We start from the raw sequence: 15,175 nt of genomic DNA, 5'->3' as shown, positions 1-15,175 counted from the left end.
CGTGACCGGATTCGTCGAGAAGCCCGAACCCGTGCAGGTGCCGGGTCTGGTGCACGTGCACACGGGCAAGGTGCGGGACCTGTACCGGAACGACGCCGGCGACCTGGTGATGGTCGCCAGCGACCGGGTGTCCGCCTACGACTGGGTGCTGCCGACCGAGATCCCCGACAAGGGCCGCGTCCTCACCCAGCTCTCCCTGTGGTGGTTCGACCAGCTCGCCGACCTGGTGCCGGGCCACGTGCTCTCCACCGAACTGCCGCCCGGCGCCCCGGCCGACTGGGAGGGCCGCACGGTGGTCTGCCGCTCCCTGCGCATGGTCCCGGTCGAGTGCGTGGCCCGCGGCTACCTCACCGGCTCGGGCCTGGCCGAGTACCGGGAGACCCGCACGGTCTGCGGCCTCGCCCTGCCCGAGGGCCTGGAGGACGGCTCCGAGCTGCCCGCCCCGATCTTCACCCCGGCCACCAAGGCGGAGGTCGGCGAGCACGACGAGAACGTCCCCTACGAGGAGGTCGCCCGCCGGACCGGCGCCGACACCGCCGCCGAGCTGCGCCAGCTCACCCTGGCCGTCTACTCCCGGGGCCGCGACATCGCCCGGGAACGCGGCATCATCCTGGCCGACACCAAGTTCGAGTTCGGGTGGGGCCCCACCGAAAGCACGGAAGGCGCGGCGGGCTCGGCGGGCTCGGCGGAGGGTGGAGAGCGGCTGTTCCTCGCCGACGAGGTGCTCACCCCCGACTCCTCGCGCTTCTGGCCCCTCGACCAGTGGCAGCCGGGCCGCTCCCAGCCCTCGTTCGACAAGCAGATCGTCCGCGACTGGCTGACCTCCCCGGCCGCTGGCTGGGACCGCAACGGCGAGGTGCCGCCGCCCGAGCTGCCCTCCGAGATCGTCGAGCGCACCCGGGCCCGCTACGTCGAGGCGTACGAGCTGCTGACGGGCACCCGCTGGAGCTGACGGCACGGGCGGGCCGCGCGCACGGGCAGGCGCGGGGACGCGCGGCCCGCCGGCCCCGCGATCCCGCCGGCCCCGCGGCCCGCGTACGCGGAAGGCCCCGGTCCTGGGGACCGGGGCCTTCTCCCTGAGCGGACGACGAGGCTCGAACTCGCGACCTCAACCTTGGCAAGGTTGCGCTCTACCAACTGAGCTACGTCCGCGTGCTCCGTTCGGTGCGCTCCTACTATAGCCAACCCCGCTCGCGTGCGATGCGCACGGCCGCGTGGCGGTTCTCCGCCGACAGCTTCGCGGCGGCCGACGAGAGGTAGTTGCGGACCGTGCCCGGAGCCAGCGCGGCCCGCTCGGCGATCTCCGCGATCGGCGCGCCGTCGGCCGCCAGCTCCAGCAGCTCGGCCTCGCGGGCGGTCAGCGGGGAGTCCCCGGCGCTGATCGCGTCGGCCGCCAACTCCGGGTCGACGTAGCGGTTCCCGGCGTGCACCGTGCGGATGATCTCGGCCAGCCGCTGCGCCGAGACCGTCTTGGGCACGAAGCCGCGCACCCCCGCCGCCAGGGCCCGCTTCAGATGTCCGGGACGGCCGTGCCCGGTCACGATCATGGTGTTGCAGGCGGGGAGCTCGGCCCGCAGTTCCGTGGCGACCGTCACACCGTCCTTGCCCGGCATCTGGAGGTCCAGCACCGCCACGTCGGGCCGGTGCGCCCGGGCCATCGCCAGCGCCTCGGGGCCGGACGCGGCCTCGGCCACCACCAGCAGGTCGTCCTCCAGCGCCAGCAGCGCGGCCAGCGCGCCCCGGATCAGGTGCTCGTCGTCGGCCAGCAGCACCCGTACGGGACGCCTGCCGCCGCCGGTCCGCTCGTGGCCGGTCACCGCTTCCCCTCCCCGCGCTCCCCGCGGTTCCCACGACTCCCGTGGTCCCCGCGCTCCCCGCCGCCCGGCCGGGACGGCACCCGGGCCGTCAGCCGGAAGGCGCCGTCCGCGCCGCGTTCGGCGGCCAGCGTGCCGCCGAGCGCGGCCAGGCGCTCGCGGAGCCCGGCCAGCCCGGAACCGCTCCCCGCGGCGGCGGAACGCGGCGCTCCGTCGTTCTCCATCACCAGTTCGGCGACCGGTCCGCCGCCCCGCCCGGCCGTGCCGTCCCCCGGCACCACGCGCAGCCGCACCGTGCACCGCCGGGCGTCGGCGTGCCGCAGCACGTTGGTGGTGCCCTCGCGCACCACCCAGCCCAGGGCCGACTGGAGCGGCTCGGCCAGGGCGGCGCTGCCGCTGTCCTCGATCCGGCAGTCGATCCCGGCGGCCCTCAGCACCCCGCGCGCGCCGACCAGTTCGGTGTGCAGGTCGGCCTCCCGGTAACCGCGCACGACCTCCCGCATCTCCCGCTGCGACTCCCGCGCGATCCGCTGCACCTCGGTCATCTGGTCCACGGCCGAGGGCGAGCCGCGCTGCGCGAGCTGCACGGCCAGCTCGCTCTTGAGCGCGATGACCGACAGGTTGCGGCCCAGGACGTCGTGCAGGTCCCGGCCGAACCGCAGCCGCTCCTCGGCCACCGCCAGCCGGGCCTGGGTCTCCCGCGCGGCCTCCAGTTCGCTGACGACCCGCATCGTCCAGGCCGAGCAGCGGTACGAGACACCGAAGATGACGGCGCCGAAGACCGTGCCGACGACCGTCGCCACCGCCGCGTGGCCGGGCGCGCCCAGCATCCGCACCGTCAGCACCGAGACCGCCAGCAGCGCCGCCACCAGCGCGGCGCTCCGCCCGGCGGACAGCACCAGCGGCAGCGGACCTGCCAGGAACATCAGCAGCCAGGCGACGGGCGGCAGCGCCACGGACGGCTCCGGCTCGCCGCCACCGCCGCCGTACAGGGCCAGCACGACGGCGATCCCCGCGACGGTGAGGCCGGCGTACGCCCCGGCCTGCCGGACGGGCCGCGGCGCCGTACCCAGGTAGTACCGCAGCCCGGCCCGGGACAGCAGCAGATGGCAGACGGTGTGGGCGGTGAACAGCACGCCGAGCACGGCCATCGCCCACGCGGGCGGCCCGTCCGTCTGGGCGACCGTCCAGCCGAGCAGCGCCAGTCCCTCGAAGAGCGAGAAGCTGTAGATCGTGTACCGGGTGTACTGGTGGAAGCGCACCGGTCCGCTGGACCGCCGTATGCGCTCCACCCAGCCCAGCGCGCTCCCCTCGACCGCCACCGTCACACCCGTTCCCCGTTCCCGGTTCTCTGTTTCCTGCTCTCCGCCCCGCGCCCCCGCGGCCTCGCGGCCCTCAGCGACGCGGTTCCCAGCGGAACCACCGGCGTACAGCAAACACCGAGGCCGCCGCCCATGCCACCGCGACCACCACCGCGCGCAGCACGTCGCCGGACTCCCCGCCGCCGAGCCAGCCGTACCGCACCAGGTCGACCACCGGGGTCATCGGCAGCACCCGCAGGACGTCGGCCACCCCGTCCGGCATGGCCTCCAGCGGGACGAACATCCCGGAGCCGATGAACGAGACCATCACCAGTGGCAGCGCGGTGATCTGCGCGCTCTCCGCGGTCCGGGTGAACACGGCCGTCGCGGCGGCCGTCAGGACCATCAGGACGACGCCCAGCAGCACGCCCAGGACCAGCAGGTCGGGCCGGTCCGGCGGCGTCATCTCCAGCAGGGCCGCCCCCGCCGCGACCAGCACCGCGCACTGCGCCACCGCCACGGCGACCACCGGCAGCGCGGCGCCGGCCAGGATCTCGCCGTCCCGCAGCTCCCCGGTCCGCAGCCGCTTGAGGACCAATTCCTCGCGGCGGGAGACGTAGGTGGGGATGAGGTTGCTGTAGACGACGAAGATCAGCACCATCGGGAGGCCGCTGGTCATCACCAGGTCGGTGGTGCTCAGACCGGTTTCCTCCAGCGGCATCTGCTCGACCGTGGAGCGCATGAACAGCACCATGGCGAGCGGCATCAGCAGGGCGGTGAACATCGCGGTGCGGTTGCGGACGAGCAGTGTCAGCTCGGCCCGCGCCAGCGCCCGCATCCTCCCCAAGGAGGCCGTGGTCCCCCCGGCCGCCGGGGTCCCGGTGTCCGCCCCGGTGCCGGCCCCGGTGCCCGCCCTGGTGTCCGTCGCGCTCATCGTGCTCCCGCCTTTGCCAGTCGTGCCGTGCCGTCGTCCGCCGTGCCGTCCTCGGCCGTGTCCCCGCCGCTGTGGGCGATCTCCAGGAAGGCCTCCTCCAGGGAGGCCGAGCGGGCGTCCAGTCCTTCCAGCGCCACGTCCTCCCGCCGCGCCCACAGCAGGAGTTCGGTCAGCGCCTCCTGCAACCGCTCGGTGCGGATCTCCACCCGCCGCTCGTCCTCCGGCCTCCGGCAGGGGGAGTCCCAGGCGGCCTTCAGCGACAGCGGGAGCCGCGCCGCCGGCACCCCCTCGGGCAGCGTGAAGCGGATCCGGGACGGGCGCGAGGCGGTGACCTCGGCGGGCGTGCCGGAGACGACGATCCGCCCCGCCCGCATGATCGCGAGCCGGTCGGCCAGCTCCTCGGCCTCCTCCAGGTAGTGCGTGGTCAGCACCACGGTCGTACCGCCCTCCCGCAACTCCCGCACCAGCCGCCAGGTCTCCCGCCGCCCCTCGGCGTCCAGCCCGGTCGTCGGCTCGTCCAGGAAGAGCACCTCGGGCCGGCCGAGCAGCGCCATCGCCAGGTCCAGCCGCCGCCGTTCGCCGCCGGAGAGCTGCTTGACGCGGACGTCCGCGCGGGGGGCCAGGCCCACCATCTCCAGCGCCTCGGCCGTCGGCCGGGCCCCGCTGGTGCAACCGGCCCACATCCGCGCGGTCTCGGCGACGGTCAGGTCGGACGGGAAGCCGCCCTCCTGGAGCATCATCCCGATCCGCGACCGCACCCGGTCCCGTTCGCGGTACGGGTCGTGCCCGAGTACGCGCACCTCGCCGCCGCTGGGCTCGGCCAGCCCCTCCAGCAGTTCGACCGTGGAGGTCTTGCCCGCCCCGTTCGTCCCCAGCAGCGCGAACAGTTCGCCGCGCGCCACGGAGAACGAGACCCCCCGCACGGCCTCGAACCCGCCGTCCCCCTTCGCCGGGCCGTAGCGCCGCCGCAGCCCGCTCACTTCGATGACCTGCTCCCCGATGTCCATGGCACCAGGGTCGCGCGGGACCGGGGGCGCGGGCAGTGCGGGCTGTCATGACCGTGCATGACAAATGTCAACGGGCCGTCCGCGTACGGGCGTACGGGGGGAGGTGCGGCGGGAACGTGACGGATCGCACACGAGGAAGGCCCCGGTCCTGGAGGACCGGGGCCTTTTCCCTGAGCGGACGACGAGGCTCGAACTCGCGACCTCAACCTTGGCAAGGTTGCGCTCTACCAACTGAGCTACGTCCGCGTGCAACCTCCCGGCTCTCACCGAGCGGCGCGCCTTCACTCTACCCGATCCCTGAGGTCCGGTGGAGCGAATCGAGCGGGTGACAGGAATCGCACACTGCGCCTCCCTCTTGGAAAGAGGGCGCTCTACTACTGAGCTACACCCGCACGACCACCCGGGCCCCGGCCGTTTCCGGCCGCCCCCGGCGGTGTGCTCCAGACTCTAGCCGATCAACCGGGGTGGCTGGCAAGTCGGGCCAACGGGGGGCTCAGAGCGACTCGTTGGAAGCCGTGTCATGGGTGTCGTGGGTGTCATGGGCCTCGCCGAACGCCTCGTAGACCTTCTTGGGGATGCGCCCGCGCGGCGGCACCTCGAAGCCGTGCGACCGGGCCCACGCCCGCACCGCGGACGGGTCCGGCGCCACGGCGGTGTGCTGGAAGGTCTTCCCCGACCTGGCCCGCTTGCGGCCGGCCCGCACATAGGGGGCGAGGCTCATGCGCAGTTTCTTTGCGTTCTCACGGCTGAGATCGATCTCGTACGACTTGCCGTCGAGGCCGAAGGTGACCGTTTCCGATGCTTCCCCGCCGTCGATGTCGTCGGAGAGTGTGACCACTACACGCTGTGCCACGGATATCGGTCCTTTCGGGAGGATCGCGCTCGGGAACACCGTGGAATCACTGCCTGACATGCGGTGATGCCGGGGTCCCGGGCGATCGGGGTCAATGCCTTTTCCTTTGTACAGCGGCAGGCATTGTCTGGCGAAGGGGTTGAATTCCCGTCCGCGTGTCATGCTGCGGCTCGGACTTTACTTTTCCGCCCCCGAATCGTGCAGTACTTTTCGGTGTTTTTCGGGGCGCTGATACCCGACCGTGACCGAACCCGCCCTTATCTACGCGAGTAGAATCTTCCGCCGGGTACGCTGAAGCGGCAGCCTCCAGCACCAACACCCACCGGGAGTACCAGTGGCTCGCGTCGTAGTCGACGTCATGCTCAAGCCGGAGATCCTCGACCCCCAGGGCCAGGCGGTTCAGCGTGCGCTGCCCCGACTGGGCTACGAGGGCATCTCGGACGTCCGCCAGGGCAAGCGCTTCGAGCTCGAGGTGGAGGGGCCCGTCGACGACGACGCGCTCGCCCGCATCCACCAGCTCGCCGAGACCTTCCTCGCCAACACCGTGATCGAGGACTTCACCGTCAGCGTCGAGACGGCCCAGACGGCCCAGACGGCCCGGGAGCACGAAGAGGTGACCCCGGCATGACGACCCGGATCGGAGTCGTCACCTTCCCCGGCTCCCTCGACGACGTGGACGCCCAGCGCGCCATCCGCCTCGCGGGCGCCGAGCCGGTGGCCCTGTGGCACCGCGACAAGGACCTCCACCAGGTGGACGCCGTCGTCCTGCCCGGCGGCTTCTCCTACGGCGACTACCTGCGCTGCGGCGCCATCGCCCGCTTCTCGCCCGTGATGGACACGATCATCGACCAGGCCCGGGCGGGCCTGCCGGTGCTCGGCATCTGCAACGGCTTCCAGGTGCTGTGCGAGTCGCACCTGCTGCCCGGCGCGCTCACCCGCAACGACCACCTGCACTTCGTCTGCCGCGACCAGCGGCTGCGGGTGGAGAACGCCGGCACCGCCTGGACCTCCGACTACGCCGAGGGCCAGGAGATCACCGTCCCGCTCAAGAACGGCGAGGGCGGCTACGTCGCCGACGAGCGCACCCTGGACGAGCTGGAGGCGACCGGCCGGGTGGTCTTCCGCTACCTGGACGTCAACCCCAACGGCTCCCGCCGCGACATCGCGGGCATCTGCAACGAGGCCGGCAACGTCGTCGGCCTCATGCCCCACCCCGAGCACGCCGTCGAGGCCCTGACCGGCCCGACCACCGACGGGCTGGGATTCTTCACCTCGGTACTGAAGAAGCTGGTCACCGCATGAGCGACGCACGCACGACCCCCCGGCCCCAGAAGGCCCCGACGCCCGCGCCTCTGCGCCGAGCGGGCGGAGAAGCGCACGAGAGGGACGCGGCATGACTCTCGACACCGTCAAGCACGCGAACGACACCCCGGACGTCGAGCAGCCCTGGGCCGAGCTCGGCCTCAAGCGCGACGAGTACGACCGCATCCGCGAGATCCTCGGCCGCCGCCCGACCGGCGCCGAGCTGGCCATGTACTCCGTGATGTGGTCCGAGCACTGCTCCTACAAGTCCAGCAAGGTCCACCTGAAGCAGTTCGGCGAGAAGGCCCCCGAGTCCGACGCCCTGCTGGTGGGCATCGGCGAGAACGCCGGCGTCGTGGACGTCGGCCAGGGCTACGCCGTCACCTTCAAGGTCGAGTCGCACAACCACCCGTCGTACATCGAGCCCTACCAGGGCGCGGCCACCGGCATCGGCGGCATCGTCCGCGACATCCTCGCCATGGGCGCCCGCCCGGTCGCCGTCATGGACCCGCTGCGCTTCGGCGCCGCCGACCACCCCGACACCCGCCGCGTCCTGCCCGGCGTCGTCGCCGGCATCGGCGGCTACGGCAACTGCCTGGGCCTGCCCAACATCGGCGGCGAGGTCGTCTTCGACCCCTGCTACCAGGGCAACCCGCTGGTCAACGCCCTGTGCGTGGGCGTGATGCGGCACGAGGACATCCATCTGGCCAAGGCGTCGGGCACCGGCAACAAGGTCATCCTCTACGGCGCCCGCACCGGCGGCGACGGCATCGGCGGCGTCTCGGTGCTCGCCTCCGAGACCTTCGACGAGACCGGCCCGGCCAAGCGCCCGGCCGTCCAGGTCGGCGACCCCTTCCAGGAGAAGCTCCTCATCGAGTGCACCCTGGAGGTCTTCAAGGAGGACCTGGTCGTCGGCATCCAGGACCTCGGCGGCGCGGGCCTGTCCTGCGCCACCTCCGAGCTGGCCAGCGCCGGCTCGGGCGGCATGCGCGTCGAGCTGGACGCCGTCCCGCTGCGCGACTCCACGCTCTCGCCCGAGGAGATCCTCATGAGCGAGTCGCAGGAGCGCATGTGCGCCATCGTCGAGCCCGGCAAGGTCGACCGCTTCCTCGAGATCTGCGAGAAGTGGGACGTCATCGCCACCGTCATCGGCGAGGTCACCGACGGCGACCGGCTGGAGATCTACTGGCACGGCGAGCAGATCGTGGACGTGCCGCCGCGCACGGTCGCCCACGAGGGCCCGGTCTACCACCGCCCCTACGCCCGCCCCGAGTGGCAGGACGCCCTCCAGGCCGACGACGCGAACGCCCTGCCCCGCCCGGCCGGCGGCGAGGAGCTGCGCGAGCAGGTCCTGAAGCTGGTCGGCTCCCCGAACCAGGCGTCCAAGGAGTGGATCACCGCCCAGTACGACCGCTACGTGCTCGGCAACACCGTCCTGGCCCAGCCCGAGGACAGCGGCATGATCCGCATCGACGAGGAGACGGGCCTGGGCGTCGCCGTCGCCACCGACGGCAACGGCCGCTACGCCAAGCTCGACCCGTACACCGGCGCGCAGCTCGCGCTGGCCGAGTCGTACCGCAACGTCGCCGCCACCGGCGCGAAGCCGCTGGCCGTCACCGACTGCCTCAACTTCGGCTCGCCGGAGGACCCGGGCGCGATGTGGCAGTTCGCCGAGGCGTGCCGCGGGCTCGCCGACGCCTGCCAGGCGCTGGGCACCCCGGTGACCGGCGGCAACGTCTCGCTGTACAACCAGACCGGCGACACCGCCATCCACCCGACCCCGGTGGTCGGCGTGCTCGGCGTGATCGACGACGTCGAGCGCCGCACCCCGATGGCGTTCTCCGAGGAGGGCCAGCTCGTCTACCTCCTCGGCGACACCCGCGAGGAGCTGGGCGGCTCGGCCTGGTCCCAGGTGATCCACGGGCACCTGGGCGGTATGCCGCCGAAGGTGGACCTGGAGCGGGAGCGGCTGCTCGCCGAGATCCTGGTCTCCGCCTCGCGCGACGGCATGATCGACGCCGCGCACGACCTGAGCGACGGCGGTCTGGTCCAGGCGCTGGTCGAGTCCTGCCTCAAGGGCGGCAGGGGCGCCCGGCTGATCGTCCCCGACGGTCTGGACCCGTTCGTCTTCCTCTTCTCGGAGTCGGCCGGGCGCGCGATCGTCTCGGTCCCGCGGAGCGAGGAGCTGCGCTTCACCGACATGTGCGGCGTGCGGGGCCTGCCCGCCACCCGCATCGGCGTGGTGGACGGGGACGCCGTCGAGGTCCAGGGCCAGTTCTCGGTCTCCCTGGCCGAGCTGCGCGAGGTCCACGAGGCCACGATCCCGGCGCTGCTCGCCTGACGCCGTACGGCGGGCACCCGGCGGACATCCGGCGGACCCGTCACGACGGCGCTGGTAGGTTCGCCGTCGGACGGACGGGGGAGCCGTACGGATCGGGGGAGCCGGGATGGACCGCGAGCGGCGGCGGACGGCGTTCAACCGGCTGATGTGCGCCGTGGCGGTCCTCGCCATCGGCTTCAGCGGCTGGACGCTGTGGGAGTGGTGGGACCGGCGGCACACCGTGGACGAGGCGTGCGGCGGCCTGGTCCCGGTCGGCGAGGTGCTGGCCCTGTCCGGGAGCGGCGGGGAGATCACCCCCGCCCGGAACCTCGCGGACGGGATCCGGCTGGACGACGGCGCCCCGCTGCCGCAGAGCTGCGTCCTGCGCAGCGAGCAGACCGGCCGGCTGCGGGGACTCGGGGAGCCGGGCGCGTTCTTCAGCGCCCAGGTCGCCACCGAGCCCACCGGGTGGACGTACGAACCGGTCGACGACGGCTTCGAGGACGCGCTCGACCCCACCAACCCCTACGTCGACGTCCCCCGCGTGCACCAGCCGGTCGGCGGGGGCGTACCCGGGCACGTCACCGACAGGGGCGTCTCCGTCCGGCTCCCCTGCCCGGGGGTGGAGCACGGGGGCGAGGGGATCACCGCGGTACGGGCGTCCGCCGCGCTGGAGGCGGCCGGGCGGCCGGAGTTCTCCGACGGCGGCCAGCTCACCCAGGAGGACCGCGACCGGCTGGCCCGCATCGCGGTCTCCACCGCCAACGGACTCGCCGCGGAACTGGGCTGCCCCGACCGCCTCCCCGAGCCGCCGGACGGCATACCGGCGCTGAACACCGAGCCCGTCGCCCCGCGGGAGGCGGAGGGCACCTGCGCCTGGTACGCCCGCGCCGTGGCGGGCGACTCCTCCGGCTGGCTGCCGGACCGGGTGCTGGAGGCCCGCACCGGCGACCGGATGTGGGAGGAGCGCTGCCTGCTGGCCGTCAGCCCGCGGGCCCGGGGCGAGGCGTACGAGCGGTACGCGGACGACCCGGCGTACCGGCGGTTCGGGCGGAGCTCCTCCATGGACGACAAGACCTGGTGGATGAGCGCCGAGAGCTTCTTCGGGGACGCCGCCGAACGCGTCTCGACCGATCCCGTCGGCGACGACCGGACGGCCGTGGCCGGCCGGGGCGGCTACGACCCCGACGGGAAGGTCCTGTGGGCCACCTCCGTGTGCGGCGGGGAGCCGGCCGTGCACACCCTCACCGTCGCCTGGCCGTACGTCCAGGGGGCCGGCCGCCACCTGGAGCCGGTCTTCAGGGCCTACGTGGAGGACGTGGCCGAGCGGCGCGGCTGCACCGGCGCCGCCCTGCCCGCGGAGGACGACTACCGGTCGGCGAGCTGATCCCCGCCGCCACCCGACCGGCGGGTAACCGTCTTTTCCGGCCACCCGGCGTTCTACGCTGACGCCATGCCTCCCGCGAAGCGCAAGCCCAGGACGTACGACCCGGCCCTGGTGCGGGCCGGGCTCATCGGGCAGGTGGAGGCCGTGCGCAACGCCGTGCACGGCCTCACGCCCGACCAGCTGGCCCGGCCCTCCGGGCTGCCCGGCTGGGACGTGCACCACCTGGTGGTCCACATCGCCGGGCAGATCGAGGCGGTGCCCCGGCTGCTCGCCGAGCCCCCGCCCCGGGCCACCGCGCCGGAGACGGACCTGAACACCTGGGCGGTGTCCAACGCGGGGCTGGCCGACCGGATCGACGAGGCGACCCGCAAGCACGCGGAGGCCCACCGGAGCGCGGCACAGGCGGTCGACGACGCCGTCGAGGAGCTGGAGCCGGTCCTGGAGCAGGCCGTGCGCCCCGACGTGCTGCTGCCGCACGCCTTCGGCGCCATGCGCGCCCTGGACTTCACCGTGACCCGCCTGGTCGAGCTGGTGGTGCACAGCGACGACCTCGCCCGGGCCACCGGCGTCCGCGTCCCGCCGGCCCGCCAGGCCCTGGCGACGGCCGTGCGGCTGCTGGCGGACGCGCTGGCCGCCAAGGCGCCCGGCGGATCGGTGGAGGTGCGGATCCCGCCCTTCGCGGTCGTCCAGTGCGTCGAGGGCCCGCGGCACACCCGCGGCACCCCGCCCAACGTCGTGGAGACCGACCCGCTGACCTGGATCCGCCTCGCCACCGGCCGCACCGGCTGGGACGAGGAGCTGGATGCGGCGCATCTCACAGCGAGCGGCGAACGCGCCGATCTGCGCGACCACCTCCCTGTACTGGGATGACGCCCCGGTGAGCGCGGGCCGGGGGACCCCGTCCCGCTGCGGTCCCGGGTACTGACCACCGCGGGACCTGTCCTAGACTCGATGGCGTGCCACGTGGTGACGGACGACTCAACCACGACCTGCTCCCCGGTGAGAAGGGCCCCCAGGACGCTTGCGGCGTCTTCGGAGTCTGGGCCCCGGGGGAAGAGGTCGCCAAGCTCACCTATTTCGGGCTGTACGCGCTACAGCACCGGGGACAGGAGTCCGCGGGCATCGCGGTGAGCAACGGCTCCCAGATCCTCGTCTTCAAGGACATGGGCCTGGTCTCCCAGGTCTTCGACGAAACCTCCCTCGGCTCCCTCAGGGGCCACATCGCGGTCGGCCACGCGCGCTACTCGACGACCGGCGCCTCGGTGTGGGAGAACGCCCAGCCCACCTTCCGGGCGACCGCGCGGGGCTCGATCGCGCTCGGCCACAACGGCAACCTCGTCAACACCGCCGAGCTGGCGGAGATGGTCGCCGCGCTGCCCAGCACGGGCGGCCGGGCCACCCAGGTCGCCGCCACCAACGACACCGACCTGGTCACCGCCCTGCTGGCGGGCCAGGTGGACGAGGAGGGCCGGCCGCTCACCGTGGAGCAGGCCGCCTCCGAGGTCCTGCCGAAGGTCCAGGGCGCGTTCAGCCTGGTCTTCATGGACGAGCACACCCTCTACGCCGCCCGCGACCCGCAGGGCATACGCCCGCTGGTGCTCGGCCGGCTGGAGCGCGGCTGGGTGGTGGCCTCCGAGACCGCGGCCCTGGACATCGTCGGCGCCTCCTTCATCCGGGAGATCGAGCCCGGCGAGATGATCGCCGTGGACGAGAACGGACTGCGCACCCAGCGCTTCGCGGAAGCGAAGCCGAAGGGCTGTGTCTTCGAGTACGTCTACCTCGCGCGCCCCGACACCGACATCGCGGGCCGCAACGTCTACCTCTCCCGCGTGGAGATGGGCCGCCGGCTGGCCGCCGAGGCCCCGGCCGAGGCGGACCTGGTCATAGCGACGCCGGAGTCCGGCACCCCGGCCGCGATCGGCTACGCCGAGGCCAGCGGCATCCCGTACGGCAGCGGCCTGGTCAAGAACTCCTACGTGGGCCGGACGTTCATCCAGCCCTCGCAGACCATCCGCCAGCTCGGCATCCGCCTCAAGCTCAACCCGCTCAAGGAGGTCATCCGCGGCAAGCGCCTGGTGGTCGTCGACGACTCCATCGTCCGCGGCAACACCCAGCGCGCCCTGGTGCGGATGCTGCGCGAGGCGGGCGCGGCCGAGGTGCACGTGCGGATCAGCTCGCCGCCCATCAAGTGGCCGTGCTTCTTCGGCATCGACTTCGCCACCCGCGCCGAGCTGATCGCCAACGGCCTGTCGGTCGAGGAGATCGGCACCTCGCTGGGGGCGGACTCCCTGGCGTACATCTCGCTGGAGGGCATGGTCGAGGCGACCACCATCGCCAAGCCGAACCTGTGCCGGGCCTGCTTCGACGGCGAGTACCCGATGGAGCTGCCGGACCCGGGCCTGCTGGGCAAGCACCTGCTGGAGCCCGAGGCGGCCGAGGCCGCCGGCGCCGACCCCGACGGTGTCCGGAGCATGCTCACCGGCCCCGGCGCGGCCGACGCGCTGCGCAGGCCCTGACCCCGTCGGCCCGCCGCGGAGCCGACGGGCAGCCGACCGATCCGGTGGGTCACCGAGCCACCGTCCGTCCCAGAGGAAGACCATGACCTCCACGAACCCGACCCCGGCCGGCCAGGGCGCGAGCTACGCCGCCGCCGGAGTGGACATCGAGGCGGGCGACCGCGCCGTCGAGCTGATGAAGGACTGGGTGAAGAAGGCCCGCCGGCCCGAGAGCATCGGAGCGCTCGGCGGCTTCGCCGGCCTCTTCGACGCCTCCGCCCTGAAGGGCTACCGGCGTCCGCTGCTGGCCTCGGCCACCGACGGCGTGGGCACCAAGGTCGCCGTCGCGCAGCGGATGGACGTCCACGACACCATCGGCCACGACCTGGTGGCGATGGTCGTGGACGACCTGGTGGTCTGCGGTGCCGAGCCGCTGTTCATGACCGACTACATCAGCGTGGGCAAGGTCGTCCCCGAGCGGGTCGCGGCGATCGTCAAGGGCATCGCCGAGGGCTGCGTCCTGGCGGGCTGCGCCCTGGTCGGCGGCGAGACGGCCGAGCACCCGGGTCTGATGGGCCCGGACGAGTACGACGTGGCGGGCGCCGGCACGGGCGTCGTGGAGGCCGACGAGGTCCTGGGCGCCGATCGCATCCGTACGGGTGACGTGGTCGTCGCGATGGGCGCCTCCGGGCTTCACTCCAACGGGTACTCGCTGGTGCGGCACGTGTTCTTCGACCGGGCGGGCTGGTCGCTGGAGCGCCACGTCGAGGAGTTCGGGCGGACGCTGGGCGAGGAGCTGCTGGAGCCCACCAAGATCTACTCGCTGGACTGCCTGGCCGTGACCAGGGCCGCCGAGGTGCACGCCTTCTCGCACATCACCGGCGGCGGGCTGGCCAACAACCTCGCCCGCGTCGTGCCCGACGGGCTGCACGCCACCGTGGACCGCTCCACCTGGACCCCGGGCGCGGTGTTCGGCACGGTCGGGGAGCTGGGCGGGGTCGAGCGCGCGGAGCTGGAGAGGACCCTCAACATGGGCGTGGGCATGATCGCCGTCGTCCCGCCGGAGTCGGTCGACGCGGCGCTCGCCACCCTGGGCGAGCGCGGTGTGGACGCCTGGGTCGCGGGCGGGATCACCGAGCGCGGCGACCGCGGCGAGGCCGTCACCCTCACCGGGGACTACGCGGGCTGAGCGGGGGGCCGGGAAGGACCAAAACCCGGTCCGGCGGTGGCCGGACCGGGTGATGATCGGTATCGGTTGTGAGACCGCTGTGTTCCGTGGACGACGGCGTTCTCAGGCGCGGCGTCGGTGGTTCGACGGTGACGAGGACCCGCGGGAGTCGACCGACCGGTCGTCGCCCTCCGCGTCGTCGTCATCGTCGTTGTACAGATCCGCGTACCGTGCGTACGGGTCGTCCAGCTCATCGTCCTCGAACCGCTCGCCGTTCGGCGGCTGACTCGATGTCGATGCGCCCAGCTCCTCAGCCAGGCGTGCAAGATCAGTCCCACCGCTGTTGTACTTCAGCTGGCGGGCGACCTTTGTCTGCTTGGCCTTGGCCCGGCCGCGCCCCATGGCTCGACCCCCTCAACGACGGGGCTCAACGGCCCCAGAGTCTTGACACGCGTTCACGATACGGAGCGGACTCCCGATGTCGATCGAGAGACCGTCCGTGGAGCTTCAACGGTACCTGCTTCCGTGGCCGTACGGTACGCCGCCCGCACGACACGGCCGGTGCCCGCCCCGCCTGGTGACCATTCCTGCGCT

14 protein-coding genes and 3 tRNA genes are annotated in these 15,175 nt (G+C 73.0%); 8 read left to right on the top strand and 9 right to left on the bottom strand.

Annotation, left to right across the window (positions count from 1 at the left end):
• The first annotated feature begins 1 nt into the window (after position 1).
• Complete coding sequence (locus tag QC029_RS09260; protein ID WP_279555022.1) at positions 2–952, top strand: phosphoribosylaminoimidazolesuccinocarboxamide synthase; 951 nt, start codon at positions 2–4, stop codon at positions 950–952.
• A gap of 127 nt (positions 953–1,079) precedes the next feature.
• Here QC029_RS09260 and QC029_RS09255 read toward each other — a convergent pair.
• From QC029_RS09255 to QC029_RS09220, 8 genes are all read right to left on the bottom strand, one after another.
• A tRNA-Gly gene (locus tag QC029_RS09255) sits at positions 1,080–1,152 on the bottom strand.
• Positions 1,153–1,175: 23 nt separating this feature from the next.
• On the bottom strand, positions 1,176–1,772 hold the full coding sequence (locus QC029_RS09250) for a response regulator transcription factor (RefSeq protein WP_279555103.1): 597 nt from the start codon (positions 1,770–1,772) through the stop codon (positions 1,176–1,178).
• Between the two features lie 41 nt (positions 1,773–1,813).
• Complete coding sequence (locus QC029_RS09245) at positions 1,814–3,142, bottom strand: sensor histidine kinase (protein ID WP_279555021.1); 1,329 nt, start codon at positions 3,140–3,142, stop codon at positions 1,814–1,816.
• 67 nt (positions 3,143–3,209) lie between these two features.
• The gene (locus QC029_RS09240) at positions 3,210–4,049 is read right to left on the bottom strand and encodes an ABC transporter permease (protein ID WP_279555020.1); all 840 of its coding nucleotides are present in this window, start codon (positions 4,047–4,049) and stop codon (positions 3,210–3,212) included.
• Entirely contained in the window at positions 4,046–5,056 is a 1,011-nt protein-coding gene (locus tag QC029_RS09235) for an ABC transporter ATP-binding protein (protein WP_279555019.1), read from the bottom strand. Before QC029_RS09235 ends, QC029_RS09240 begins: the two co-directional genes overlap by 4 nt.
• 173 nt (positions 5,057–5,229) lie before the next feature.
• A tRNA-Gly gene (locus QC029_RS09230) sits at positions 5,230–5,302 on the bottom strand.
• 74 nt (positions 5,303–5,376) lie between these two features.
• A tRNA-Gly gene (locus QC029_RS09225) sits at positions 5,377–5,448 on the bottom strand.
• A gap of 101 nt (positions 5,449–5,549) precedes the next feature.
• Complete coding sequence (locus tag QC029_RS09220) at positions 5,550–5,909, bottom strand: Lsr2 family protein (protein WP_279555018.1); 360 nt, start codon at positions 5,907–5,909, stop codon at positions 5,550–5,552.
• Between the two features lie 334 nt (positions 5,910–6,243).
• On the opposite strand from QC029_RS09220, the gene purS reads away from it, so the two are divergent.
• From purS to purM, 7 genes are all read left to right on the top strand, one after another.
• On the top strand, positions 6,244–6,537 hold the full coding sequence (gene purS / locus QC029_RS09215) for a phosphoribosylformylglycinamidine synthase subunit PurS (protein ID WP_279555017.1): 294 nt from the start codon (positions 6,244–6,246) through the stop codon (positions 6,535–6,537).
• Positions 6,534–7,211, top strand: a complete 678-nt coding sequence (purQ, locus tag QC029_RS09210; protein ID WP_279555016.1) for a phosphoribosylformylglycinamidine synthase subunit PurQ — start codon at positions 6,534–6,536, stop codon at positions 7,209–7,211. The genes purS and purQ overlap by 4 nt, the downstream gene beginning before the upstream one ends.
• A gap of 91 nt (positions 7,212–7,302) precedes the next feature.
• Positions 7,303–9,552: a phosphoribosylformylglycinamidine synthase subunit PurL gene (purL, locus tag QC029_RS09205; protein WP_279555015.1), complete on the top strand. Its 2,250-nt coding sequence runs from the start codon at positions 7,303–7,305 to the stop codon at positions 9,550–9,552.
• A 106-nt stretch (positions 9,553–9,658) separates the two neighbouring features.
• Positions 9,659–10,918 carry a hypothetical protein gene (locus tag QC029_RS09200; protein ID WP_279555014.1) on the top strand — a complete coding sequence of 420 codons (1,260 nt, stop codon included), beginning with the start codon at positions 9,659–9,661 and terminating at the stop codon, positions 10,916–10,918.
• Between the two features lie 66 nt (positions 10,919–10,984).
• The gene (locus QC029_RS09195) at positions 10,985–11,788 is read left to right on the top strand and encodes a maleylpyruvate isomerase family mycothiol-dependent enzyme (RefSeq protein ID WP_279555013.1); all 804 of its coding nucleotides are present in this window, start codon (positions 10,985–10,987) and stop codon (positions 11,786–11,788) included.
• A gap of 86 nt (positions 11,789–11,874) precedes the next feature.
• On the top strand, positions 11,875–13,434 hold the full coding sequence (gene purF / locus QC029_RS09190) for an amidophosphoribosyltransferase (RefSeq protein ID WP_279555012.1): 1,560 nt from the start codon (positions 11,875–11,877) through the stop codon (positions 13,432–13,434).
• Between the two features lie 82 nt (positions 13,435–13,516).
• On the top strand, positions 13,517–14,602 hold the full coding sequence (gene purM, locus QC029_RS09185) for a phosphoribosylformylglycinamidine cyclo-ligase (RefSeq protein ID WP_279555011.1): 1,086 nt from the start codon (positions 13,517–13,519) through the stop codon (positions 14,600–14,602).
• Positions 14,603–14,704: 102 nt separating this feature from the next.
• Here purM and QC029_RS09180 read toward each other — a convergent pair whose 3' ends face one another.
• Positions 14,705–14,983 (bottom strand): DUF3073 domain-containing protein, encoded by a 279-nt coding sequence (locus QC029_RS09180; protein WP_279555010.1) that lies wholly within the window; start codon positions 14,981–14,983, stop codon positions 14,705–14,707.
• Positions 14,984–15,175: the final 192 nt, after the last annotated feature.

It is taken from the genome of Streptomyces sp. DH37 (genome assembly GCF_029813835.1).
Taxonomy (GTDB): Bacteria; Actinomycetota; Actinomycetes; order Streptomycetales; family Streptomycetaceae; genus Streptomyces.
Note: the sequence above shows the minus strand (reverse complement) of the source record. Positions and strands in the feature narration are given on the sequence as shown.

What these genes read in the sequence shown, in the direction of transcription:
- QC029_RS09240 (WP_279555020.1), bottom strand. Translation starts at nt 4,049, where the DNA reads ATGAGCGCGACGGACACCAGGGCGGGCACCGGGGCCGGCACCGGGGCG.
- QC029_RS09235 (WP_279555019.1), bottom strand. Translation starts at nt 5,056, where the DNA reads ATGGACATCGGGGAGCAGGTCATCGAAGTGAGCGGGCTGCGGCGGCGC.
- purQ (WP_279555016.1), top strand. Translation starts at nt 6,534, where the DNA reads ATGACGACCCGGATCGGAGTCGTCACCTTCCCCGGCTCCCTCGACGAC.
- purL (WP_279555015.1), top strand. Translation starts at nt 7,303, where the DNA reads ATGACTCTCGACACCGTCAAGCACGCGAACGACACCCCGGACGTCGAG.
- QC029_RS09200 (WP_279555014.1), top strand. Translation starts at nt 9,659, where the DNA reads ATGGACCGCGAGCGGCGGCGGACGGCGTTCAACCGGCTGATGTGCGCC.
- QC029_RS09195 (WP_279555013.1), top strand. Translation starts at nt 10,985, where the DNA reads ATGCCTCCCGCGAAGCGCAAGCCCAGGACGTACGACCCGGCCCTGGTG.
- purM (WP_279555011.1), top strand. Translation starts at nt 13,517, where the DNA reads ATGACCTCCACGAACCCGACCCCGGCCGGCCAGGGCGCGAGCTACGCC.
- QC029_RS09180 (WP_279555010.1), bottom strand. Translation starts at nt 14,983, where the DNA reads ATGGGGCGCGGCCGGGCCAAGGCCAAGCAGACAAAGGTCGCCCGCCAG.